The sequence below is a fragment of the Vibrio sp. 2304 genome (assembly GCF_033339475.1).
In the GTDB taxonomy this organism is placed as follows: domain Bacteria; phylum Pseudomonadota; class Gammaproteobacteria; order Enterobacterales; family Vibrionaceae; genus Vibrio; species Vibrio alginolyticus.
Genome location: NZ_JAWOUQ010000001.1, coordinates 14266 through 37707, shown reverse-complemented (window position 1 = coordinate 37707; position 23442 = coordinate 14266). Strand labels below are relative to the sequence as shown.

Here is a 23442-nt window from a genome sequence, read left to right as displayed (position 1 = left end):
TTAAGATCATTTTGTGTTTATTGATAAAACACCGCCAACCAGATGGTTTCTTGCGTTGGGTCAGTCCAGCTCACTTTGTGTTTGGTATGAGCTGGAATCGTAACGTGATCGCCTGCCTCAAGTCGTTGCACGACACCTGATTCAAAAGTCAGCTCACCTGCTCCTTTAAGAACCAAGACCCATTCATGTTCTTCTTGATCGTACCAGCCACTTTTGGGCGAGGTTTGCCCCGTTGAGACAATGCGTTCTATACGCAGGTTTTTGTGGGTCAGCAGGTCTTCGAACACTTCCTCGTCGAGGTTATTCGGTAAGTCTTTAAAAAGATTCATGGCCTTTCCTTAGAGAATGATCAGTCCAAAAGGCGCAAGCAATTGCTCTTGTTGCCAATCACAAATTTTAACACCAAACAGAGAAACGCGGCGAACATCCAGCCCGTCCAGTTCGACATGAGTCAGATCACACTGCTCAACGTTAAAGGTTCCCCACTGTTCTGGCGAGAATTCGCAGCGAGATAAATCCGAGCCTTTGAGAGTTGCCCCTGCGAGGTTCGCACCGTTCCAACGGTTTTCAAAGAGGTCACATTTTTCTAGTAACACTCGCTCGAAGTTACAGTAGTTGAGGTTGCAGCCAGTAATAAAAGCAGAACAGAAAAACATGGTGTTACTGACGCGATTAGCAAAGTTCGCACCTTGGAAGTTTGCCCCTTTGAGATCGCACTTACGTAGCTCCAAGCCCATACAATTTGCGCCGTTAAACAGGCTCATCGCCAACATGCAGTTCGTAAAGCTGGCATCTTTTAAGTTCGCGAAGCGAAAACTACACCCTTCTAGCGCTTTGGATTCGATAAAGCGACAGTCGATGAACTTAACATCGCGCAGATCGGCATGGTCGAAACAGCACATATAAAAGTGGCAGTTTTTAAAGGTAGCATTCTGAAAATCGTGATGAGAAAAGTTTTCTCGTTCAAAAATGAGATCGGTTTTTAACATGTCTTCTCCTTAGCTGCGAGCAGACTAGCACTCCAAGTGACTGATTTTCCAGAAAAATAACTTCTTGTATTTCAGTGCTTTACAAACCCCTCAAATCGCGATTTTAAGAGGGCAAACGAGCGTTTTAAGTGGGTTGTTTTTTGAAAATAGAAGACGTAGAGGACGAAAAAAGTTTTTGCTGGCTACGAGCCTTAACGAGAGGATTCGCATTTATGGGTATGCATGGCAACTCACACGCACAGTTTGCATTACAGAATTGTATCCTATTTGCATAATTTGTTGATCAATATGGCGTTTCTCCATACAAAAAACCTATATTTTTCACAAATTGATTTCCATCAAAATAGTAGGGTTTCTATGTGCTAGATTGCGCACAGCTCAAAAAGATATAGATACCCGTGTGCTTCAAGGCGCTGAGTTTACTTGAAATCTCAGATCAGTTAACAGGCACCCCTTTGGGTACGACATAACGAAGCCCTACGAAAGGAAATAAAAATGAAAAAAACAATCTGCAGTCTAGCAGTGGTTGCTGCACTCGTGTCACCAAGTGTTTTCGCTCATAAACAAGGTGACTTCGTTCTTCGTGTTGGTGCGGCGTCTGTCGTTCCAAACGACAGCAGCGATAAGATTCTTGGTTCTCAAGAAGAATTGAAAGTGGATTCAAATACGCAGCTTGGTTTGACGTTTGGCTACATGTTTACAGACAACATCAGTTTAGAGCTTCTAGCAGCAACACCATTCAGCCACGATATTTCAACAGACTTGTTAGGTCTTGGTGATATCGCGGACACCAAACACCTTCCACCAACGCTTATGGTGCAGTACTACTTTGGCGAGCCACAAAGTAAGTTCCGTCCATACGTTGGTGCAGGTCTGAACTACACCATGTTCTTTGATGAGGGCTTCAATAGCACGGGTAAAGGCGCTGGTCTTTCAGATCTTAAGTTGGATGACTCATTCGGTCTAGCAGCGAATATTGGTGTGGACTACATGATCAACGATCAATGGTTCCTCAACGCCGCTGCGTGGTACGCAAACATTGAAACAGAAGCAACTTACAAAGCAGGTGGAGTGAAGCAAAAAACCGACGTCAAAATTAACCCTTGGGTATTTATGATCAGCGGCGGTTACAAGTTCTAAGAAAAACCAGTAGTTACACGCACATTACTATTATTGGCATGACTTTGGGGGCGGTTACGGGGACTGCCCCTCTTTTTTATCCTCGTTTTGATTGCACATCATTTACTCCACTTAGCAACATGCAAAATTGGATCTTTACCTTGCAGATCATTTTATTGTCGGAAGATCGAAAAGTCCTACACTGATCACATAATTGAACAAGTGGACAATATAAATGAGCGACGATATCGCAAAGCATTCCTCCTCCAGATCTAAGCTGGTAAAAACTCTTTTCTTTACTCTCTGTGTTATCGCATTTGGTGCGATGTATTGGTCTTGGCAGTATTCAGACAGTCACCCAAGCACAGAAGATGCCTATGTTAGGGCAAAAATTTTGTCGGTAGCGCCTCAGGTAAAAGGCCAAGTGGTTTCTGTGGATGTCAAAGACTTCCAATCTGTTAACAAAGGTGACCTACTGCTGAAGATAGATTCACGCCCATATTTGTTGGCAGTGAAGCAAGCAAAAGCGGCATACCAATTGGCGGTCCAGCAACATGACGTTGCCGATAAGCAGGTAACTGAAGCCGTTGCGGGCTTAGATGCGGCGCGCTCTAACCTGACAGAAGCGCAAGTGGAGTACAAACGTACGGATTCCTTGGTGAAACGCAAACTGGCGTCGGACCAAGATTTAGATACGGCAAAAAACAAACTAGCCAATGCCCAAGCGAGCCTGGAGCAAGCGCGCGCGACGGTAGAAAAAGCCATTGCGAACCGTGGTGAAGAAGGCGCAGAGGCTGCGGTTGTTCAACAAGCGGGAGCACAGTTAGCGCAAGCAGAGCTGAACTTGAGCTACACCGACATTACGTCACCAGTGGATGGCATTGCCGGTGAGATCAATACGCACGTAGGCTCGGTCGTTAGCGTGGGTCAAACGTTGTTCCCTGTGATTTTAAAAGACAGCTATTGGGTACGCGCGAACTTTAAAGAAACCGATCTTACTCATATTAAACCTGGCATGCATGCGGATGTGGTGATTGATATGTACCCAGACGTGGTGTGGAAAGCAACGGTAGAGCAGCTGTCGCCTGCGAGTGGTACATCGTTCTCCTTGATGCCACCAGAAAACGCAACAGGTAACTGGGTTAAAATCAAACAGCGTTTCCCTGTACGTTTGGCATTAGAAGTACCGGCCGATGCGCCGCAACTTCGCGTGGGTGCGAGCTCAGAAGTCACCATTGATTTGCAAAGTAGCGTGCAATGAGCCATCAAATTACGGCAGACAAACGGGGGATTGCCACCGTCGCCGTGATGCTTTCTGCCATCATGGTGTTAATCGATATGACCGTTGCGAACGTGTCGCTATCGCACATGATGGGCGCGTTGGGCGCAACGGCAGACCAAATTACTTGGGTGCTGACGGGTTACAGCATGGCGGAAGCGATCTTCATTCCGATGACCAGTTTCTGGGTGTCGCGCTTTGGTGAACGCAAAGTCATGCTGGTTGCTGTGATCGGTTTTGTGATTGCCAGTGCGCTTTGTGGGCAAGCACAGTCTCTTGAAGAGATGGTGCTATTTCGCATTATTCAAGGCGCTTTCGGCGCGTCGGTGATTCCATTAGCGCAGTCGACGTTAGTGCAGATTTATCCGTACGAACAAAAAGGCAAAGCGATGGCGATTTTCTCCATCGGCATTTTGCTTGGTCCTATTTTGGGCCCAGTCGTGGGTGGCGTGATCACCGACAACATCAATTGGCGCTGGATTTTTTACATCAACTTGCCATTCGGTTTGATTTGTACCTCTTTGATTTATCGCTATATCCACATCGACAACAAATCCAAACCTAACTTTGACTGGTGGATCATCGGTTACATGGCGTTAGGTGTGGGCGCGTTGCAGTTTGTGTTGGATAAAGGTAACGAAGAAGACTGGCTCAACTCACGCATGATCCAGACCGCGATATTACTCGCTGTCATGGGGTCGGTGATGTGGATTTATCGCAGCTGGAAAACCAAAAGCCCAATAGCGCCATTGTGGCTACTGAAAGACCGAAATCTTATGGTCTCGTCGTTGATGATTGCCGTGGTGTCGATGGCGATGTTTGGCCTGACGACTCAACAACCGATGCTGTTGGAAAGCTTGCTGGATTATCCGGTCTCAACCACTGGCTTATTAATGGCACCGCGTGGATTGGCGTCAGCGGCGATGTTGATTTTGGTGATTAAGCTCAATCCGCAATTCGATCCCAGAATCAAAATAGTCTTTGGCTTGAGCTGCATCGGGATTGGTAGTTATTTGATGACGCAATACTCACTGCAGATCGATACATTTTGGATTGTGATGCCGAGTATGATTCAGGGGATGGGGCTTGGTTTAACCTTCTCGACGCTATCCACCTTGGCGTATTTAACGATTCCGAAAGAGCAATCTGTTGCGGCGGCGAGTATTTACAATCTGTTCCGTACCATTGGTAGCTCGTTTGGTATTTCTATCGCCACCACGTTCCAATATCGTGATAGTCAGCAGCAATGGCATGCGCTGGGAGAGGGTATTAATCCTTATAATCCTAACTTGCATGACTGGGCGGCCAATCAGGGGCTTTCTATTACCGATCCGGTTGCGTTAGACCAATACCAACAGATGTTGCAGCAGCAATCGCAAATGGTCGCGTTTGTGCACACCTTCCAGCTTGTGGGAGTGATGTTCGTGATCATGATGCCGATGCTGGTTTTCATCCGGTCGCGAGAATAACAACAAGTTCCGGTGAATCGTGTAAGAGAACGCCTCTCAAGTTGTATTTGCTTGAGAGGTGTTTTTTATTGGACGGTGTCAATGAAAGACGGACGTTTACTCAAACGTCACTTCATCAAAATGCGGATTGGCTTTGAGCGCGCGCATTGCGACTAATTGTTCAGTCGGGAAAGCGGTGTGCTCACCATCCATATCTAAAAACAAGCACTCTTGTCGCTGCATGTCGTAGCCTGTGTCGAACGCGTTGCCCTGATGAGTTTCACCATTTTTTAGCGTGATCTCGATAGGGAGCTTAAACATACAGGCGATTTCAATAAAATCGTATTGGCTGCAAGTCACCATAGTTTTCTCCTTTCAAACCGACGCAGTATTCAGAAGGTTTGAGAACCGCTTCCTTAAATAGAAGACGTTTGATTGAAACTGAATCTTCATCTTACACCTCATTTTGGTCACGAAATAGACATACACGCACGTTTTAATAAACCTACTGTTGAGCGTTCACAAGCGAGACAAAATAACGATATGTCTGAGACGATACTTAAGCGCACATACCTAACGAGTGAACAAAAGCCAAGTTCACTGATTCCGCCTCAAACCTACCATGCGCAGTTGGCGCACCGTGTTTACCACTCGCCTCAATTTGAAAACGGCCGCGTTAAAAACGAGATGCCAAATGTCCCTAGCCCGCAATCATTCTGGCAGGTGTGTTGGAGCTATCTTGGTGGTAGAACGCCATTGAGTCCTAACGAACATCTGCCACATTTCCCAATTCAACCTACGCAGTTTGCGCAGCGAAGTGAATCGATGCGCGTTACTTGGCTGGGCCATTCCACCATGCTGGTGGAGGTCGATGGCATTCGAATTCTGACTGATCCGGTATTTGATTACGCTTCTCCGTTCATCGCAAAAGCGTGGTTTGAACGCAATATTCCCAATACCCATGCCAGAGATTGTTTGCCGATTCCTGAAATTATCGTGATTTCGCACGATCATTACGACCATTTAGAAGCATCGACCATACGTTTCTACGCCGATAAACCCGTGACGTTTTATGTACCCTTAGGGGTTGGCAAGCATCTGATAAAGTGGGGCGTTTGCGCAGACAACATCGTGGAATTCGATTGGTGGGATAGCGTGCACTATGCCGGAATCGAACTGATTTGTACGCCCGCTAACCATAATTCTGGTCGTACTTATTTCGATAAAAACTCGACCTTGTGGGCTTCTTGGGTCATCAAAGGTAAAGAAGAGACGCTCTATTTTAGTGGCGATTCAGCTTACGATTCGCACTTTTCCGAGATCGCACTGCGATGTGGACCAATCGACATTGCCTGTTTGGAAGTGGCTGCTGATGTGAAAGGCCAAGGTTATCCGGTCGAAAACTGGGGGCACATGCAGGCTCATCATACCGTGCAAGCGTTTCGCGACTTAAATGCGAAAAAACTGTTGCCAGTACATTGGGCTACATACGAACTGTTTACTCACCGCTGGGACGAACCGATTTTAGATTTGCTTACCCATTGTCAAAAAGAACATATAACGCTGCTGACGCCAATGCCGGGGGAGAGTTTTTACGTTCATCAAGAACATATAAATAAACAATGGTGGCGAGAAAAAGAAATAGGTGAGCCAGATATAATTTTGACTTAATAATATGTTCTTACTTCAATAATTATTTTAGAAATTAACCTTGTTATTTTCAGAATATAACAAGGTTTTTACTCGCTTACTCATCAATCACTTGAGGTTTTAACTCGACGACATTTCCTTCCGGATCATGAATATAGAGTGAGCGACCGAATCCTTGTGCGCCGTAGCGTTTCGCAAACTCTTCGGTTTCAATGCCGCGCGCACGCAGATATTCCAGTAATTCATCCTCGGGAAAAGGCGCCAATTGCAGGCAAAAATGGTCAATATTACGACCATTTTGAACTGGTGGCTTACCGCCGAGTTGGCCCAATTCGCTGTCTACCGTCACTACATCAATTAATGCGTTACCTGCCCTAAGTTGAGTTAAACCAAGTTCCGTTACTTCGCGTTCGACAGGGCAGCCCAAAATGTCTCGATAGAAATGCAACATAGCATCGAGGTTACAGGTCCTTAAAACAACATGATCAAGCGCTTTGATGGCGATTGGATTTTTGGTGGGCATGCTTCACTCCTTTTTGCATTGTGTTGAGGTAAGTATAAAGTGACCTTAAAAGTGGTGAGAGAAATGATCAAATTCCAGATGTTTTTTTCTAGAGCGAGTGCAGAAACACTGCAACTCAAAGCAAACAAAAAAGGCTAGCGTATTGCTAGCCTTTTGGAATATGGATGGGGCTATTACTCGTAATCAGAAGCGTAAGTTTCTTCGTAAGTGTGTGAGTAAAGCTCGAATAGGTTGCCGAATGGGTCTTCTAGGTAAACCATTTTCGCAGGCTTATTATCGTCTTCTGGGTGGTAACGCATGATGTCCATGCGAACTTTGCCACCTAGTGCTTCGGTGCGTTTGATAGCACCTTCAAAATCGTCTGTCTGCAAACAGAAATGGAAGATACCGATGCGAGAAAAATCCACTTCATGGCGCTCTTGACGCTCTTTCATTTCGAATAACTCAAGGCCAATGCCATCACTTGTCACAAGGTGCGCAATGTTGAAGCCTTTAAAGCCTTCCCCAAAGACCGCAATACACATTCTGCCAATTGCCGTTTCGCGTTCTTCAATCACTTTCGTGTTGCCCATAACGACTTTTAGACCTAGCGCTTGCGTGTAAAACTCAACCGCTTTGTCCATATCTCCGACCATAATACCGACATGATTCATTTTCATTTGTTTGCTCCCAACATGTGTGTTTGAACGTTGTCTTGTTTCGATGTGGGAGAGTATATGGCGTGATGTTGATTACATGAAATTATCATAAATTATAAAGATGATAATTTTATTTAATGATGTGCATGTTGGGATTGATTTAGTGAGCTAAGGCCTCAACAGCTTGCCTCACCGAGGTGAAATGAATCTTGATAATGCACCGTTGCGCGAGGCTGAATTCATGCGATTGGATTAATGACGTAACCTCTTCTACGGACAGCGTTCGTTCTTTTAGATGTAAAAGAGTGGTGTTCGAGCCATTGTTTTTCAATTCAAACGTGTTGCCATTTGAGTCGATAACGTAATCATCTTGCCCAAAAATGAGGGCTTCGCATTCAGAGTCTAAGTCGGACTGGGAATGCGTGTAGATCAGCTCATCGTCGCCGTCTAGTTTTAGCAAGCATGGCCAACATACTGCGTGGTCTCTCATGGTTAACTCATTATTCATTGTTATTTAGAAACTTGACCCAGGTTGTTGCAAAAACGCTGACTCTTCGGGAGTGCTCTTTCTTCCCAGTATCGCATTGCGATGAGGATAGCGCCCAAACTGGTCGATGATGGCTTTGTGTTTTAGCTCAAAATCGTAGTTATTTTCAAGCCCTGATGCGCGGAACAATTTTTCAGCTTCGACATGAATGAGGCGAGATTCGCTGTGCATAAACGGCATGTACAAAAAGCTTAGCTGCTCGGGCGCTAATTCTTTGTCGTGACCTAACCGAATTGCCTCTTGAGCCAATGCTAATGCGAGTGGGTCTTGTGCAAACGCTTTTGAGGTGTTGCGATACACATTACGTGAAAACTGGTCGAGGACGATGATTTCGGCCAATCGTCCTTGTGCGCTGTCACGCCAATTAAACAGTTCACAACGAGCCGCTTGTTCTAATACCGAGGCAAATCGCGATGTAATACGCTTGTCCAGTTCTGGGTTGTTTTCAAACCAATTTTGGGGCGATAGCTCCTCGAACCAAAATTTGATGACTTCTTGGTACATGGATCTTCCTTCCTATTGCATTAGCTAAAGAATAAAAAGCCAGAAGGCGAGCTCCTGGCTTTCTGCGTGTTATCGTCCGTAAGTCTCTACGATGTAACGTTCAAAATCGTCACACATTTGTTCGTCAGAGATGGCGTTGCTTGCCAGCTCTTTACTGCCGTCGACGACTTTAATCGCGGCGTTCAGTGAAGCGACTGGTACTCGCTCTCGCGTCGCAAGTGAGTCGATTTTCTTCTGCTGCACTTCCCATGCCTGTTCTGGCGACAGGTTACACACGTCTGCAAGGTATTTGGCATTGAAGCCTTCGCCAGTCAGGCAGACAATGGTTTCGTTGTGCGACAAGTGATTGCCTGCGTGCCAGTAGTGTTTTGCCAGCAGTGGGCCAATTTCTGGGTTATCCGTCAGGTAACCAAACTTATCAAGGAAGTATGCTCGGGTCTGATACACCGCCATGTGCGCGAGTAGATAACCTTGATACGCACAAGCCGCTTCGTCGGATAGCAAATGTGGAATCGCCATCAGTGGGCGAGGGCTGCATTCCAAACCAAGGATCTGTTTTTCACAATCGCGAGCTAGCTTAGTGATGCGCTCTGGCGTTAACTCGTCATCGCTCAGTTGATACAACGCGCGCTCAAAATAGGGCACAACCAAGATGCTACGTTCTTCATAAGCTTTGAATGGCTGACGGCTGTTGATCATTGCTTGAATAATCTCATCAGGCACAGAATTCCCTTCATCATCCAGTGCGTACTGTTTTAGCCAATCGGCATCGGTTAACAGGCTATCACAGAACATCGACTGAGTTTCTGCATAAGCCATTGACGTCGGCGCAAACTCCTGCGAGAAACAAGGTGCGTTCATTTTTACGTTCGCAAAGTGTGCTGCGTGGCCGCCTTCGTGGAACAGCGTGTTAATGCCATCGTAGCCACTGCCCACTTGGTCTGGTTTGGCATTACTGGTGAAGTTCACCTGCGCTGCGACCCATTCGCCTTGATTATAGAAAGAAGGGATAGGGCCGTGGCAGAACCCATTCGGGTACTTACCTTTGCGATCTAGTAAATCCAGCGTTAGCGTCGCGCCAGAGTAATCAATATTTAGGCGACCAAATGATTCTACCCAGCGTCTCAGAGATTTTGAGAACGGCACGTATGGGTCAAGGTCACGCATAACGTTACCCGCGAATGAGTAAACAAAGTTGTAGCCTGCTAGTGCGCTTGCGCCTTTCTCTTTCGCCAAGTTTTCTAAGCTGTTTAGATGCGCATCTCGCGTGCGTTGTTCGAAATCTTCCAAAATTTCGAATAGCTGCTCAGTGCTCATCTTTTCCGTTTTTTGCACGGAGTAATCAAAGAAAGTCGCATAACCCAGTGAGCGAGCGAACTGGTTGCGCAGTTTGATCAGTTCAATAAAGCCGTTTTGCAGTAGCCATTGTTCAAGGTTCAGCAACGCTTGATGAGCCGATTGGCGAACTTCTTCATGATTGCTGGTGCGAATGGTTGAGCTTAATACTGGAAGTGAACCTTCTACTTGCTCGCCGTTCTCATCGGTAAATGTTTGTACGTGGTTCTGTTTTTTCTCGAAGAGCTCAGCTTCAAAGGCAATGAGCTGATTTTTCAACGCTTGTGCTTTTTCGCCCTCGATAGCGTGAGATTCAAACATCGCCAGCCAACCAGATAGACCCGTAATGGTTTGTTGTTTCTCTTGTGGGTCGGTAATTGAGTCCGCGGCTTCAAGCTGTTGTTTGATGGCAGTAATTTGCTCGGCGTTGCTTAAAAAGCTTGTCCATGCCGTTTGTGCTTGCGTCGAGCCATCATGGTCATCGCTGATCCCCATGTAAGTTTCCCAAAAGAAATCTTCTTTGGTGCGGTGAATCGCAAGGTAACGTTGATTGAGGTCGTTGAGGTAATCCGTTGCGGTCATTTTGATCCTTCAAATGGTTTCGTTATGTAGACAGTTGATTATTGCACGCTTGGTCGCGAGAAAGGAACGCTAATCTCATTTGTCGATTTTGCATCGCGTAAAGGTGATTTTACTATTTGTTTACATTTGGGTGAGTTAATAGGAGTTATGAGCTTGCAGTGTTAAGACTGGTATGGAGTTTACAGTTTATTAAGTAATTAATCTGCGGTGCGCTATCGATGATCCTTATCAGGTGTAATAAGATTTCCATATCGTGGCGATACAGTTGGAAACGATATGATAAATAAGACAAAAGTTACGTTATTGGCGGTAGGTACGATTTTAGTTGGATGTTCCACAGTCGCGCCACCAAGAAATGATGCGGTTGAAAGCATTCAACAAAAGTGTTCTGTGATTTTAAGCAATGATGTTGCTGGCGACCAGCGCTGGCAGACGTACAACGGCTTGCTTGTAGAATATGCCGTGCATGGCGTTAAGAGTCAGACACAACTGGAACGTTTTGAAGCGTTTGTGCAGAGAGTGCAAGATGATGAGTCTGGACAGTTAGTTACTGAGTTGATTGAGGTCACCGACTGGGGATGCTCAAACGGCAATTATCTTGAAGAGATGAGCTTGTTTATTCAAGAAGTTCAAAAGTAAAAAACCGAGCGTTAAGTCGCTCGGTTTTTCTGTTTGTGGAACGCTTTTGTGCGCTGGCTCGTCAGGACGTTTACTCCTCTGGATACTCGCCCATACCTTGCGTTTTACCTTCCGCTTTCCAATGCTCTCCAGGAGCAAATGCTTCATCGCATAAATCTACGGTGTAGCCCATTTCTGTGATTTCCTTCAAAGTGAGGTTATCAGCAATATTTGCAACTTCCCCCGATTTATTCCGTAACTCCATGTTGATCTCTCCTCTGTAGGTAGACGAGTGGCATCAATGCACAGTGAAGAATGCATTGGTAACCTTTGTTCTAAGTATATAACCCGCTGCTAAAAATGAAGGTTTAATCCACTTTTTAAATATGGGCAATTGGATAATGCTTTGAGCTGCTTCCGTTATTTAGAACCGCAGCATCGCGATAGTTTGCCATTTGTGATTTATTGAGTGATTAAACGGTCAATTTGGAAACTCGAAATGGTGATTCTCGACCACGCTTTAGCACAACAAATTGTTGATCGAACCATGTCCATCATTGGTCACAATGTGAATGTGATGAACTCGGCAGGCATCATCATTGGCAGTGGCGACCCTAAACGTGTTGGGCAAGTGCATGATGGCGCGGTACTGGCGCTGAATCATGGCGATTCGCTAGAGCTTAATGAGCAGCAATGTTTGACGTTGCAGGGTGTCAAACCCGGTATCAATATGTTGTTGAAATTACATGGCGACGTGGTCGGTATTGTTGGCGTCACAGGAGAGCCGGAGAAAATCCGAGATTTTGCAAAACTGGTTAAAATGACCGCTGAACTAACAATCGAGCAAGCTGCGCTGGTGGAAAAATTTCAGTGGGACAGACGTCATCGTGAAGAGTTTATTCTGGCTTGGATCAATGGCAAATTGACCGATGAAGAGCTGAAAGATTGGGCGATGCGTCTTTCTATCGATGTTACTCAACCACGGGTGGCAACGGTGATTGAAGTCTCGACGCCGTCGGCCTCGAAAAGCATGAAGAGTGTGCGCAATATTGTTGAGCTGCTTGAATACCCAGAGCGTAACAACCTAGTTGCGATTGTCTCAGTGAATGAAATTGTGGTGTTGAAACCGTGTCATTCCGCCAAGCAGTGGGATAGCCAAGTTGAAAGTGAGCGCATTGATAAGTTGATGTCGCGTTTAAGCGATCACGATTCGCATACGTTTCACATTGCGCTAGGGCAGCTGTTTAATGAGCCTAAAGATGTCGCGTTGTCATACCAAAGTGCGAAGCAGGTATTAGCTATTGGCAAGCAGTTCTACCCAGAGAAACGTAAGTACCTGTTCGATGAACTTCGTTTGCCTGTTTTGTTAGCGCCGTTGGCGGATATTTGGCAAGGTGAACAAATTATTGATGGTGTGAAACGGTTGAAAGAGAAAGACAAATCTGGGCAATTACTGAAAACCCTAGATGCACTGTTTGAATGCAATGGCAATGTAACAGAATGCTCTAAAATGCTGTTTATTCACCGGAACACTCTGCGCTATCGGTTAGAGAAAATCACCGAGATAACAGGGCTACCAACCACCAATTTTGTGGGGTTAGCGGAGCTTTATATTGCGACTCGGCTCTCAAAAATGTCGTGATGTTGTGCATTTGCACAATACGCGTTATTTTTTGACCACATCATTTGTCACTCCGCCTAAAGGAATTCGAAAGCAAACGATTAATAATTCATGCGTCCCTACATGTTGAGTGAGCCAACACGGACTCGCTCAGCAAAATAAGAATAAATGGAGTTATCATGAACCTTATATTAATCCTGCTTGGGGTGATCGCATTTATTGTGCTCACGACCACCAAATTCAAATTACATCCCTTTTTAGCGCTGATCATCGCGGCGTTCCTTGCGGCATTTGCTTACGGCTTACCGGCAGATAGCATTGCCAAAACCATTGCTTCTGGCTTTGGCGGCATCCTTGGTTACATTGGTTTGGTTATCGTTTTAGGTACCATCATCGGTGTTATTTTGGAAAAAAGTGGTGCGGCGATCACCATGGCCGATACGGTCATCAAAGTGTTGGGTGAGCGTTTCCCAACATTGACTATGAGCATCATAGGTTACATCGTTTCTGTTCCGGTATTTTGTGATTCAGGCTTTGTCATTCTGAACTCGCTCAAAGAATCACTCGCGAAGCGTTTAAAAACCTCAAGCGTTGCGATGAGTGTGGCGTTGGCAACTGGCTTATACGCAACGCACACGTTTGTGCCGCCAACTCCTGGCCCGATTGCCGCTGCGGGTAACTTAGGCCTGGAATCTAACCTTGGTTTAGTGATTGGTGTGGGTGTGTTTGTTGCAGCGGTTGCGGCGTTAGCGGGTATGTTGTGGGCGAACCGATTCCAACATGTTGAACCAGATGGCATTGAAGCCGTAGAAGAAATTCAGCAAGACTGGCAAGCACTCAAAGCGTCTTACGGCAAATTGCCAACGGCGAACCAAGCATTCGCTCCTATTTTTGTTCCTATCTTATTGATCTGTTTTGGCTCTATCGCGAAATTCCCAAGCCTACCGCTGGGCGAAGGTTTTGTGTTTGATGTTCTGACTTTCTTAGGACAGCCACTAACGGCATTAGTGATTGGCCTGTTCCTTTCTGTTCGCCTACTCAAATCAGACAACAAGATTGAAGAATTTGGCGAGCGAATCAGCCAAGGTATTACGGCTGCTGCGCCTATTCTTTTGATTACCGGTGCGGGTGGCGCATTTGGCGCGGTATTAAAAGCCACGCCGCTAGGTGAATACTTAGGTACAACGCTATCGGCGCTGGGTGTGGGTATTTTCATGCCATTTATCGTTGCGGCTGCGCTAAAGTCGGCGCAAGGATCATCAACGGTTGCATTGGTGACCACATCGGCTTTGGTTGCGCCTATGCTCACGCAATTGGGGCTCGATTCAGAAATGGGCCGCGTATTAACGGTGATGGCGATCGGTGCAGGTGCGATGACGGTTTCTCATGCAAACGACAGTTTCTTCTGGGTAGTTTCGCAGTTTAGTCGAATGTCGGTGGGCCTAGCGTACCGCGCGCAAACCATGGCTACGCTCGTTCAAGGTGTCACGGCAATGGCATTGGTGTACATTTTGAGCCTCGTTCTCTTATAAGTCTCTGGAAATACGTATGAAAGTGGTAATTGCACCTGATTCATTTAAAGAAAGCTTAACCGCCAAACAAGTGAGCGAGGCGATCAAAACAGGTCTTGCTCGCGTATGGCATGATGCTGAGTTTGTTACGGTTCCGGTCGCAGACGGTGGCGAAGGCACGGTTCAATCTTTGATAGATGCAACTCAAGGCGAACAAGTCTTCACAACGGTGACCGCGCCATTAGGGAATGATGTTGAAGCGTTTTATGGCATCCTCGGCGACGGCGAAACCGCGGTTATTGAAATGGCGGAGGCCAGTGGTCTGCACCTTGTGCCGAGTGATGCTCGCGACCCAAAACTGACCAGCAGCATTGGTACTGGACAGCTGATCAAACACGCGCTAGATAGAGGTATTCAACGCTTAATCATTGGTTTGGGCGGCAGCGCTACCAATGATGGTGGCGTGGGCATGTTGACCGCGTTGGGGGTGGCGTTTCTTGATGAATCTGGTCATGCAATTACCCCAAATGGAGGCGGGTTAGCGGCGCTTGCGTCCATCGATATTTCTGGTCTTGACCCTCGTTTAGCAACTTGCGAAATGTTGGTAGCGTGCGATGTTGATAACCCACTCTGTGGTGACAAAGGCGCGTCGGCTATCTTTGGCCCTCAAAAGGGAGCGACCGTATCAGACGTCACTCTGCTCGATAACGCATTGCGCAAGTTTGGCGAGTTGACGGAACAAGCGACGGGTAAGCATGTACTGACTCGTGAAGGGGCGGGTGCTGCTGGTGGTATGGGCGCGGCCTTGCTCGGGTACACGCCAGCACGTTTGCAACCGGGAATTGAGATTGTGCTTGAAACGGTCAAACTTGCTCAGCATGTTGCGGATGCGGATATCGTATTTACAGGCGAGGGTCGAATCGATCATCAAACCGCACATGGCAAAACGCCGATGGGCGTTGCTCAGGTCGCCAAGCAGTGTAATTTACCAGTCATTGCATTAGCAGGCTGTGTGGGCGACAACTATCAGGCGGTTTATGAGTGCGGCATTGATGCGGTGCTTGCTTGTGTACCAAGGGCGATGAGCTTACCTGAGGCCATGAAAGAGGCCGACGTCAACGTTGCCAATTTAGCCGAAAACGTCGCGAGAATGTGGAAAATTAAGTCGCACTGAGGGCGATAACGATACGAGAAAACTCCACCTTTGCGTGGAGTTTTTTGTTGTTACCTGTTTGCGTGTGTGGGCATAAGTTCATTTAGCAAGAGCGAGTTAACAGACATGCTTTGCTATCAACTTTGCCAGTGTTTGCATCGCTTGACTCCAATCGGTTTCATGACCAAAGTTTGCCACGCTGAGGCGTACGCAATGCCGATATTGCCCTTGAGTGCCAAATACGGTGCCGGGAAGTAGGCTGATTCTGTGCTTATTGCATGCTTGATACAACGCATAGCTGTCCGTGTCTTCGGGCAGTCGCAACCAAAGTAAGAACGAGCCTTGTACGGCGTTGATCTGGTATCGATTTTTTAGAGGTTCGTATTCATCCAAGTATTGATGAAGCATCTGGATAAATCGTCGCATGTTGTTTTGATAAACCCGACCCATTCGCGCAGTATGCGCTCGATACTTGCCTGACGTTAGAAACGTTGCCACGGCGGATTGCATCAGGTTCAAACTGCCCATATTCTCACACAGTAGATATTGTTCAATTTGGTCTCGATATCGCCCCGCCAACATCCAACCAATTCTCAAACGCGAATCGAGCGTTTTGGATAACGAATTCACGTAAATTACGCGTTGCTTGTCATCGAGCAATCTCAGGCTTGGCAACGGCTTATCATAACTTAACCCGCCAAACACATCGTCTTCGATAATAGGAATATTGCCGGACGCCAATAGTAATTGTTGACGCTTTTCTAGCGGCATCATGGCACCAGTTGGATTGGTGAAGTTTGGCGTTACGATGATCGCTTTTATGTCCCATGTCGCCATTGCTTTTGCTAAGGCTTCGGGGCACATACCGTCGCGTGGGCAACTCGGAATTTCCACCACTTTGAGGCCGAGTGATTCTAGCATCAATAAGTTGCCAAAATAGCAAGGGGACTCCACCGCGACGATATCGCCTTTTTGTGTCGTTGCGCGCAGCGCTAGGCTAATGGCTTGTTGCGCGCCGTGCGTCACCATGATCTCATCCAACTTGGCTGGCGTGCCCAAATCTTGTGTGATTTTCGCTAGTTGTTTGATTAAGAGGTGATCACCGGGTGGTAATTGGTAATGGCTCGGTACATGCGTTTGCTGGCGGCTGTGGCGGCCGATCTCGGCGTACAAGCTTTTGATCGCGGGGGAGTCAATGTTTGGGTGGGCAGAACCGGTAGGCAAACGCTCTTGGTATTCAGGATAAGTAAGGATTTCTTTGCAGATCGAGAGCAAATCCACGCGAGTCGGATCCGGAATTGAGCGAGAGGTCGGCAAGGCGACTTTAACTCGATAACCCGATTTGGGAACCGAGTAAACCAAGTTTTGTGCTTCCAGCTCTTGATACGCACGAATCACGGTATTTTTACTGACGTTTAATTCTTGGCTCAACGAGCGAATGGAGGGCAGTCGATCATCCGCCTGATAAACGCCACCATTGATGGCTTGTTTGAGGTGTTTTTCCACCACGAGGTACTTATTCCCTTCACCGCTTCCCAATAAATCTGTACCCATAAAAACACTTCCATCTGTCACTTTTTGAAAACACTGTACCTAATTACATTAGCAGTATCTCAAAACATAAAACAAGCGTGAGTGAGGCGAACATGTTAATCCGAGCCATCCCTTTTGTATTTGTCATCCTTTGGGCTTCTGGATTTGTTGGTGCGCGTTTTGGTTTGCAATATGCCGAGCCAGCGACACTACTTTCTATCCGTATGGCATTCAATGTCTTACTGTTTTTGGTTCTTGTGGCGGTATTGCGTAGAAGGTTGCCGACAGGAACAGATTTTTGGCACAGCTGCGTGGTTGGGGCGTTGATCCACGGTTTCTATCTGGGCGGTACTTATTTCGCTATCGCCTTGGGTATGCCTGCTGGGTTGAGTTCGTTGCTGGTGGGTATTCAACCGATTTTAACCGCGGCTTTGCTGGTGGCGTTTGTTCGTGAGGAATTTAAACCCTCGCAATGGTTGGGTTTGGCTCTTGGTTTTGTCGGTATCGCTATGGTGTTGATGGGCAAAATGGAGTGGCAATCCGAGCAGCATAAAGTGCTGGCTATTGGTTTGTGTTTATTGGCTTTGGTTGGTATCACGCTAGGGACGCTTTATCAGAAAAAACATTGCCAACAAGTGGATATGGTGGGTGGTGCGACGGTGCAATATTTGGCCGCGCTCATCATGTTTCTGCCCGTTGCGATGCAGTTTGAAACCATGCAAGTGCAGTGGGAACTGGAGTTTATTTTGACTGTGTTGTGGTTGGTCGTCGTGCTCTCTTGTGTAGCTATTCTACTGCTGCTGTACATGGTTAAGAACGGTGCTGCATCGAGCGTAGCTTCTGTATTCTACCTGGTGCCGCCAACGACGGCGATTCAGGCTTGGCTCGCGTTTGGAGAGTCATTTGATTGGATGGGGATTTCTGGTTTCGTACTGGCAGCTACGGCGGTGTATTTGGTGGTTAAAAAGCCGGATCTGACGATAAAGAAATCGATTCAAACAGAATATACCTAAATTGGGTAGGGACATTTGCGTATCAGTGGGTACAATCTGCTTCATCTTAATCCGTGGAGCAGAATGATGAAGGTAAAGCCAGATCGAATGACCGCCATGCGTAGCATCATCGAGCAAGTAAAAGCGGAACTACCAATTTATGAACCAGAAACGTTTGTATGTGGACCAGAAGGGCAGTGCATTGGCTGTCCGAAGAAATTGTTGGAAATGGTCGATTCAGAAGTCACTTATTGGGAGTCAGCCATGGAGCGCGGCATTGTTCCGCAGTTCGATGAGATTCGTCGTTTTGGCAAAATGTGCACGAATGTTCGTCGTGGTCTGGTGCGAAATAATGTGCCTTTACTCAGTAACTAGAGAGTAAAAACCGTCTAATATCTGACACATAGCGTCGTTTTGTTACACTGCTCTTTGGCTGCTGTTCTCAAGTTTGAGTGGTGTTTGTCTCTTCTTGCCCCTTAAGCCTTTAATCGTAAGAAATTGGCGATATATTGGCTCGGTCTCACATGGATGTGGGGCTATTGTCTTGGGCTAGTTGAGATAAGAAACGTGAAATCAAAGGGATTTACGCTGATGGAAATCACCATAGTGCTTACCACTTTGGCTTTCATCGCATTAGCTGCTTTACCAGTACTACTCGATATTCATCGCCAAGCATACGCTGCGATGCTGCACAGTTCTCAGTCTTCTTTGGGTACGGCTCTCAAATTCTTTCATGCTCAATCAGTGATTGATAACGCTTACGGCCAAGAGCACGTTCACTACATTGACCGACATGTCAAAACACGCAAAGGCATGCCAGAAGCGAGTGCCGATAGTATTCGAGCTTTGTTAGAAATCGATCTACCAGCCAGAGGTTATTCGAAAATTGACGTGCCGTGCAAAGGCAGTGATTTTTGCATCATCGGTCAGCAGCACCCAAACAGTGCTCATTTTGTCGCTATTCCTGATTATCAGTTCTTAGATAAATCGGGTGTTGATCGCGTGGTGTACATTTGGCCGCAAGGTTACACACTGGCAGAAGAAGCATGCTATTTCTACTACGTGAATCAAGCCTCTAACGATTCAATTGTTCGAGGGCATGTGACGCAAGGGTGTTAACCCCGAATAAGTGTTGCGAACAACGGTTATCGTGACTCTACAAATCTGGGCTTTTCGAACGGCTTTGCGCTTTATACAATATCATTTTTTGACTCATCAAGACTTTACCATTTGGCAAGGTCACTTCCCCAAGTTCCCCCTGATGTTCAAATCCAAACCGTTCATACAAAGCAATCGCTGGTGTGTTGGTTTTGTATACGTAGAGTGCGATTTGGTCGTAACCAAATTCCCAACCACGTGCGATCGCGACTGCCAATAGTTTCCGCCCCAATCCTTTGCCTCGGTAGTTTTTGTCGATGTGAATACCAAGAATACCGACGCGAAGGCGTTGCCCTCTTTCGTAACCGCACATCTCAGCTGGGTAGATTTCAACACTACCGATAAGTTTTTGGCGGTCAAACGCGACAAACTGAGGGATGGACTCGTTTTCCACACGTTGCAGGATTCTGCGAAGCGTTGCGTTATCGGGTGCAGGAGAAATCAAAAATTCCCCTTCGGAGTACACTCGATTCCACAGCGCGGTGAAGCGCGCGATATCGCTCACCTTGATGGATCTGATTTGCATTCATCTTCCTTGATTAGTGCAGGTTAGTAACGGTTAGGGGATAAGCTCAGATAAACAACGAATTTGGTTAGGAATGGCTTCGGCTGGTGCATCAGCGCCCGTTGGGTTAAACCAAATTGTGTTTACGCCCGCTTTCATCGCAGGGTAAATATCTTTGTGAGGTAAATCGCCAACCATGGTTATTCCACTCACGTTAACCCCTAACTGTTTTGCGATGGCGAGATAAAACTCAGGTTGGTTTTTAGCGATACCGAGGTTGGCAAAACAAAAATAGCCATTTAAGTATTGGTCTAAGTCGACGCGAACAAATGCACGCTGAACCTCTTCCATGTTGGAATCAGATGCACTGGTCGCAATGTAGATGGGATGATTTTGGGAAAGTATTGCCAGTGTTTCTCTGGCTTGAGGAACTGCTTCTACGTGTTCCCAATCGCACATTTTTCCTTGTGCGTGAGGGAAATCTACCATCAAGGTGTTCCCCCAATCGAAAAGATAAATCATGTTCGAATCTCCTTATCCGCACATCATATCGTCTTTTTCTAAAATCAGGGGGTAAATTGCATCGATAAATGCGATTTAGGTGGGTTTAGTCGTGAAAAGCGCTTAATTGTCGTTATCGTTACAAATGTTTCAGCATAATGCGTGAGTTAGTTTTAAAACCTTGATTATCGTAAAAGCGCTGTGCTGGCTGATTGAATTCCATCACTTCCAATCGAATTTGTGTGGCATTGGCGTCGCGCGCCCATTGCTCACAGGCTAGGAGCAGTTGGCGGCCGATTCCTTGCTGCTTTTGCGCTTCATCGACAACAATTGTTCCCACGCGACAAATTGGGTCTTTGATCAGAAAACTGACGGTGTCGTTTTGGGTGATCATCGCGGTTAAGAAGCCGAGAATTTGCTGTTCGCGTTCGGCAATCAAAAAGAGTCGCTCTTTGTTCTCTAGTGCTTGTGCAAGAAATTCGCGGTCAGCTCCTGAAGGCGCAACAAAGGCTTCTGGCGCATTCGCAAAATGCAGTGAATTAATTTGAAAATTAAGCTGAAAAATTCCGTCTAAATCTTCGGGAATCGCTTGTCGGATATGGACTTGCATTCTATCTGCCCCCTGCAATATCGATAAATGATCCTGTGACATAAGAGGCTTCGTCACTTAATAGCCAAGCGATCGCATTTGCTACTTCTTCTACCGTGCCACCGCGTTTAAGAGGAATTTGAGGGCTGAGTCTATCTACTCGGTTTGGTTCTCCGCCGTCGGCATGCATATCAGTGTAAATGAAACCAGGTCGAACGCCATTGACGCGAATATTGCGCTCTGCCAACTCTAGCGAGAGCCCTTTAGTTAAGGTATCCATCGCGCCTTTTGATGTGGCGTAATCGACATACTCAAATGGCGCGCCTGAGCGCGACGCTCCAGAGGAGACATTCACAATTGCACCGCCTGCACTGAATCGCCTCGCCGCTTCTCGACAGCAGAGAAAACAGCTATTCACATTGGTGTTCATTACTTTCTGAAAGCGTTCCAAGCTGATTTCTGACAAAGGCGATTGAGTAAAGAGGATTCCAACGTTGTTGACCAAGTGCGTCACTGCACCAAATTCACGTTCTGTTTCATCAAACAAGGAGAGCACTTGCTGCTCATCGGCTACGTCTGCGGCGATGGCAATCGCTTTGCCACCGTTTGCTTGTATTTCTGCCACAACTTGGTCGGCGGCCTCTTGCTGAGTGCGGTAATTAACGCAAACGCGATAGCCTTGCTCGGCCAGCTTTTTCGCCGCTGCGGCTCCAATGCCTCGGCTTGCGCCGGTAATGATGACTACTTTATTCAAAATACGTCCTTATTTATGTAGTGAGTAGATTTTATCGGCGTAGGGTTTGCCACCAATTTGGTATGCGTCTGGAATGACCTCAATGAGTTCGAAACCACATTTTATCAGGACACGCTCTGACGCAATATTGCCTTCAGTGACCGTCGCGGAAAAGTGGTTGATGTTATGTGTCGAGGTTGCCCAGTATAAAAGCGCTTGAAGAGTTTCTGTTCCAAACTGTTGGCCATGAAATTCCGGCAAAAGTAAGTAACCTACCTCTGCCTTACCGTTTTCAATAGCAAAGCCAGTGATGCCGATGGGTTGTTCAGATTGCTTATCGAGTATTACAAGGCAAAGCCAATGCTGGCAATTTGGGGTCCATGGTAATAATCGCGAAGCAAATTTTTCTCTTATTTCTGTTTCGCTGGGACGATCGAAACAGAGCGCAATAACCTCTTGTTCGGAGAGTAATCGTTGAAAGAGTTCCCAGTCACTGGCTTTGATGGGTCTTAATTGGCTTCTGTGCGTCTCGATATAAACTGACATGCGTGTCCTTACTGCATCAATGTGGAGATTCAGTCTCTCATCCTCTTATCTGTTTAATCAAATAGTTGCATTCATAAAAGTGATTTATGTGGTGAATGGTTGGCTGGGTAATGGATTATTGCCATATATTCATCTTTGAGATGCAAATAACAAAATTTCATACTTGAGGCATACAGAGCAACACGGAAATGATGTGGATCAAGAGAGGACTACCCATAAAGTAGTAATTTGCGACCTATAATTACATTTTATTTGGAAGTGTTGCTAATTATGTCAATAAAAAAACGATATGTTGCACTGCTGGTTGCTGCCGGCATTGGTGTGGGCTGGTTAACTTTGGGGGGGAGTGCGGCAGTAATGCATTACACCTCAGATACTGAATTTTGTCTCTCGTGCCACTCTATGGAAACCCCTTACAAAGAGTACCAAGGCTCAGTGCACTTCAGTAATGCGAAAGGCATTCGCGCGGAATGTTCTGACTGTCATATTCCTCAAGAACCAATGGATTACCTGATCACCAAAATTCGCGCGTCGAAAGACATCTACCATGAATTTGTGACAGGTAAGATCGACACGCCAGAGAAATATGAAGCACATCGTAAAGATATGGCTGAAACGGTATGGGCTCAGTTCCGTGAAAATGATTCAGCGACGTGTCGTTCGTGTCATGATTTCGATGCAATGGAAGAGTTTGAGCAATCACGTGATGCGGCGAAGATGCACGCTTACGCGAAAGCAAACGATCAAACGTGTATCGATTGTCATAAAGGTGTGGCGCACTTTGCACCAGAAGCAGAGCTAGACAGCAAGGCATTTGAAACGTTGATGAGCTTCACCACAAAAACATCACCTAATGCCAAGGTTGTTTACCCTGTGACTGAAATCGCAATGGGTGAGATGGGTAAAATTAACCCAACGACGAAGTTGGAAGTAATCAGCTCTGAAGGCGACAACCGCACTGTTAAGTTGAACGCATTCCAAATGAAAGGCGCAGAGCAAGTGCTTTACATGGGAGAAGGTCAACGTGCCATCGTTGCAACGCTAACAGAGCAAGGCCAACAAGCGCTTGAAACTGGTGAATTTGAGGCAGATGTTTACGGCAACGAATGGCGCGCGGTTTCTCTAACTGGCGCTATTGATTCTCCAGTTGTTGACACGCTTGAACCAGTATGGTCATACGCAGAAGAGTTGGACAACGTTTACTGTGCAACTTGTCACGCGAAAATTCCTTCAAATCACTTCACAGTGAATGCATGGGGACCGGTAGCGAAAAGTATGGGTGATCGAACTGATATTTCAGCCGAGAACCTAGAAATTCTAACCAAGTTCTTCCAGCACCACGCGAAAGATGTGGTTGGTCACTAACGA

Annotated in this window: 27 protein-coding genes; 12 read left to right on the top strand and 15 right to left on the bottom strand. The window is 46.4% G+C overall.

From position 1 onward, the window contains the following. Positions 1 to 17 precede the first annotated feature (17 nt). Together R7P64_RS00205 and R7P64_RS00200 are read right to left on the bottom strand one after the other, a co-directional pair. Positions 18 to 329: a cupin domain-containing protein gene (locus tag R7P64_RS00205; RefSeq protein ID WP_025522087.1), complete on the bottom strand. Its 312-nt coding sequence runs from the start codon at positions 327 to 329 to the stop codon at positions 18 to 20. A 9-nt stretch (positions 330 to 338) separates the two neighbouring features. Then, positions 339 to 989 carry a Qnr family pentapeptide repeat protein gene (locus R7P64_RS00200; RefSeq protein ID WP_318123010.1) on the bottom strand — a complete coding sequence of 217 codons (651 nt, stop codon included), beginning with the start codon at positions 987 to 989 and terminating at the stop codon, positions 339 to 341. A 495-nt stretch (positions 990 to 1484) separates the two neighbouring features. Here R7P64_RS00200 and ompW point away from each other — a divergent pair, with 495 nt between their 5' ends. The 3 genes from ompW to R7P64_RS00185 all read left to right on the top strand — a co-directional run bounded on the left by ompW (position 1485) and on the right by R7P64_RS00185 (position 4856). Continuing rightward, positions 1485 to 2129 (top strand): outer membrane protein OmpW, encoded by a 645-nt coding sequence (ompW, locus tag R7P64_RS00195; protein ID WP_025768755.1) that lies wholly within the window; start codon positions 1485 to 1487, stop codon positions 2127 to 2129. Positions 2130 to 2343: 214 nt separating this feature from the next. Then, positions 2344 to 3369, top strand: coding sequence for an HlyD family secretion protein (locus tag R7P64_RS00190; protein WP_025768756.1), 1026 nt, complete (start codon positions 2344 to 2346; stop codon positions 3367 to 3369). Further along, positions 3366 to 4856, top strand: coding sequence for an MDR family MFS transporter (locus R7P64_RS00185; protein WP_005460814.1), 1491 nt, complete (start codon positions 3366 to 3368; stop codon positions 4854 to 4856). The genes R7P64_RS00190 and R7P64_RS00185 overlap by 4 nt, the downstream gene beginning before the upstream one ends. A 96-nt stretch (positions 4857 to 4952) precedes the next feature. On the opposite strand, the gene R7P64_RS00180 is transcribed toward R7P64_RS00185, so the two are convergent. Further along, positions 4953 to 5198, bottom strand: a complete 246-nt coding sequence (locus tag R7P64_RS00180; RefSeq protein ID WP_005460845.1) for a Rho-binding antiterminator — start codon at positions 5196 to 5198, stop codon at positions 4953 to 4955. 180 nt (positions 5199 to 5378) lie between these two features. Between R7P64_RS00180 and R7P64_RS00175 the strand changes: the two genes are divergently transcribed. Beyond that, positions 5379 to 6506 carry an MBL fold metallo-hydrolase gene (locus tag R7P64_RS00175; protein ID WP_137282900.1) on the top strand — a complete coding sequence of 376 codons (1128 nt, stop codon included), beginning with the start codon at positions 5379 to 5381 and terminating at the stop codon, positions 6504 to 6506. A 76-nt stretch (positions 6507 to 6582) separates the two neighbouring features. Here R7P64_RS00175 and R7P64_RS00170 read toward each other — a convergent pair whose 3' ends face one another. The 5 genes from R7P64_RS00170 to R7P64_RS00150 all read right to left on the bottom strand — a co-directional run bounded on the left by R7P64_RS00170 (position 6583) and on the right by R7P64_RS00150 (position 10614). Beyond that, complete coding sequence (locus R7P64_RS00170) at positions 6583 to 7008, bottom strand: VOC family protein (RefSeq protein WP_137282899.1); 426 nt, start codon at positions 7006 to 7008, stop codon at positions 6583 to 6585. A gap of 173 nt (positions 7009 to 7181) precedes the next feature. Next, a complete protein-coding gene (locus tag R7P64_RS00165) occupies positions 7182 to 7667 on the bottom strand; it encodes a VOC family protein (protein ID WP_005374344.1) in 486 nt (161 codons plus the stop codon). Between the two features lie 139 nt (positions 7668 to 7806). Next, positions 7807 to 8136 carry a DUF4144 domain-containing protein gene (locus R7P64_RS00160; RefSeq protein WP_017634368.1) on the bottom strand — a complete coding sequence of 110 codons (330 nt, stop codon included), beginning with the start codon at positions 8134 to 8136 and terminating at the stop codon, positions 7807 to 7809. 24 nt (positions 8137 to 8160) lie between these two features. Then, on the bottom strand, positions 8161 to 8697 hold the full coding sequence (locus R7P64_RS00155) for a DUF924 family protein (protein WP_025768761.1): 537 nt from the start codon (positions 8695 to 8697) through the stop codon (positions 8161 to 8163). Positions 8698 to 8766: 69 nt separating this feature from the next. Then, positions 8767 to 10614, bottom strand: a complete 1848-nt coding sequence (locus tag R7P64_RS00150) for a M3 family metallopeptidase (RefSeq protein ID WP_025768762.1) — start codon at positions 10612 to 10614, stop codon at positions 8767 to 8769. Positions 10615 to 10890: 276 nt separating this feature from the next. Here R7P64_RS00150 and R7P64_RS00145 point away from each other — a divergent pair, with 276 nt between their 5' ends. Then, positions 10891 to 11253: a hypothetical protein gene (locus R7P64_RS00145; RefSeq protein ID WP_025768763.1), complete on the top strand. Its 363-nt coding sequence runs from the start codon at positions 10891 to 10893 to the stop codon at positions 11251 to 11253. Between the two features lie 70 nt (positions 11254 to 11323). Here the strand turns inward: R7P64_RS00145 and R7P64_RS00140 are convergent, their stop codons facing one another. After that, on the bottom strand, positions 11324 to 11497 hold the full coding sequence (locus tag R7P64_RS00140; protein WP_005374332.1) for a hypothetical protein: 174 nt from the start codon (positions 11495 to 11497) through the stop codon (positions 11324 to 11326). A gap of 234 nt (positions 11498 to 11731) precedes the next feature. Here R7P64_RS00140 and R7P64_RS00135 point away from each other — a divergent pair, with 234 nt between their 5' ends. From R7P64_RS00135 to R7P64_RS00125, 3 genes are all read left to right on the top strand, one after another. Next, positions 11732 to 12874, top strand: a complete 1143-nt coding sequence (locus tag R7P64_RS00135; protein WP_005374330.1) for a sugar diacid recognition domain-containing protein — start codon at positions 11732 to 11734, stop codon at positions 12872 to 12874. A gap of 158 nt (positions 12875 to 13032) precedes the next feature. Continuing rightward, on the top strand, positions 13033 to 14385 hold the full coding sequence (locus R7P64_RS00130) for a GntP family permease (protein WP_193837831.1): 1353 nt from the start codon (positions 13033 to 13035) through the stop codon (positions 14383 to 14385). A 16-nt stretch (positions 14386 to 14401) separates the two neighbouring features. After that, positions 14402 to 15538, top strand: coding sequence for a glycerate kinase (locus R7P64_RS00125; RefSeq protein ID WP_318123008.1), 1137 nt, complete (start codon positions 14402 to 14404; stop codon positions 15536 to 15538). 96 nt (positions 15539 to 15634) lie between these two features. Here R7P64_RS00125 and R7P64_RS00120 read toward each other — a convergent pair whose 3' ends face one another. Beyond that, positions 15635 to 17071 (bottom strand): PLP-dependent aminotransferase family protein, encoded by a 1437-nt coding sequence (locus R7P64_RS00120; protein WP_318123007.1) that lies wholly within the window; start codon positions 17069 to 17071, stop codon positions 15635 to 15637. Positions 17072 to 17163: 92 nt separating this feature from the next. Between R7P64_RS00120 and R7P64_RS00115 the strand changes: the two genes are divergently transcribed. From R7P64_RS00115 to R7P64_RS00105, 3 genes are all read left to right on the top strand, one after another. Beyond that, positions 17164 to 18063: a DMT family transporter gene (locus R7P64_RS00115; RefSeq protein WP_130545281.1), complete on the top strand. Its 900-nt coding sequence runs from the start codon at positions 17164 to 17166 to the stop codon at positions 18061 to 18063. 66 nt (positions 18064 to 18129) lie between these two features. After that, entirely contained in the window at positions 18130 to 18417 is a 288-nt protein-coding gene (locus tag R7P64_RS00110; protein WP_005374318.1) for a hypothetical protein, read from the top strand. Positions 18418 to 18570: 153 nt separating this feature from the next. Further along, positions 18571 to 19161 carry a type II secretion system protein gene (locus R7P64_RS00105; protein ID WP_225455765.1) on the top strand — a complete coding sequence of 197 codons (591 nt, stop codon included), beginning with the start codon at positions 18571 to 18573 and terminating at the stop codon, positions 19159 to 19161. 37 nt (positions 19162 to 19198) lie between these two features. On the opposite strand, the gene R7P64_RS00100 is transcribed toward R7P64_RS00105, so the two are convergent. The 5 genes from R7P64_RS00100 to R7P64_RS00080 form a co-directional block, all read right to left on the bottom strand. Continuing rightward, positions 19199 to 19726, bottom strand: coding sequence for a GNAT family N-acetyltransferase (locus R7P64_RS00100; protein WP_130545280.1), 528 nt, complete (start codon positions 19724 to 19726; stop codon positions 19199 to 19201). Positions 19727 to 19759: 33 nt separating this feature from the next. Further along, positions 19760 to 20227, bottom strand: coding sequence for an HAD family hydrolase (locus R7P64_RS00095; protein WP_005374312.1), 468 nt, complete (start codon positions 20225 to 20227; stop codon positions 19760 to 19762). A gap of 118 nt (positions 20228 to 20345) precedes the next feature. Then, on the bottom strand, positions 20346 to 20816 hold the full coding sequence (locus tag R7P64_RS00090) for a GNAT family N-acetyltransferase (protein ID WP_005383318.1): 471 nt from the start codon (positions 20814 to 20816) through the stop codon (positions 20346 to 20348). Position 20817: 1 nt separating this feature from the next. Next, on the bottom strand, positions 20818 to 21549 hold the full coding sequence (locus R7P64_RS00085; RefSeq protein ID WP_213912017.1) for a glucose 1-dehydrogenase: 732 nt from the start codon (positions 21547 to 21549) through the stop codon (positions 20818 to 20820). Positions 21550 to 21558: 9 nt separating this feature from the next. Next, complete coding sequence (locus R7P64_RS00080) at positions 21559 to 22074, bottom strand: GNAT family N-acetyltransferase (protein ID WP_005374306.1); 516 nt, start codon at positions 22072 to 22074, stop codon at positions 21559 to 21561. A gap of 270 nt (positions 22075 to 22344) precedes the next feature. Here R7P64_RS00080 and R7P64_RS00075 point away from each other — a divergent pair, with 270 nt between their 5' ends. Further along, positions 22345 to 23439 carry a NapC/NirT family cytochrome c gene (locus R7P64_RS00075; protein WP_005374302.1) on the top strand — a complete coding sequence of 365 codons (1095 nt, stop codon included), beginning with the start codon at positions 22345 to 22347 and terminating at the stop codon, positions 23437 to 23439. Positions 23440 to 23442 lie beyond the last annotated feature (3 nt).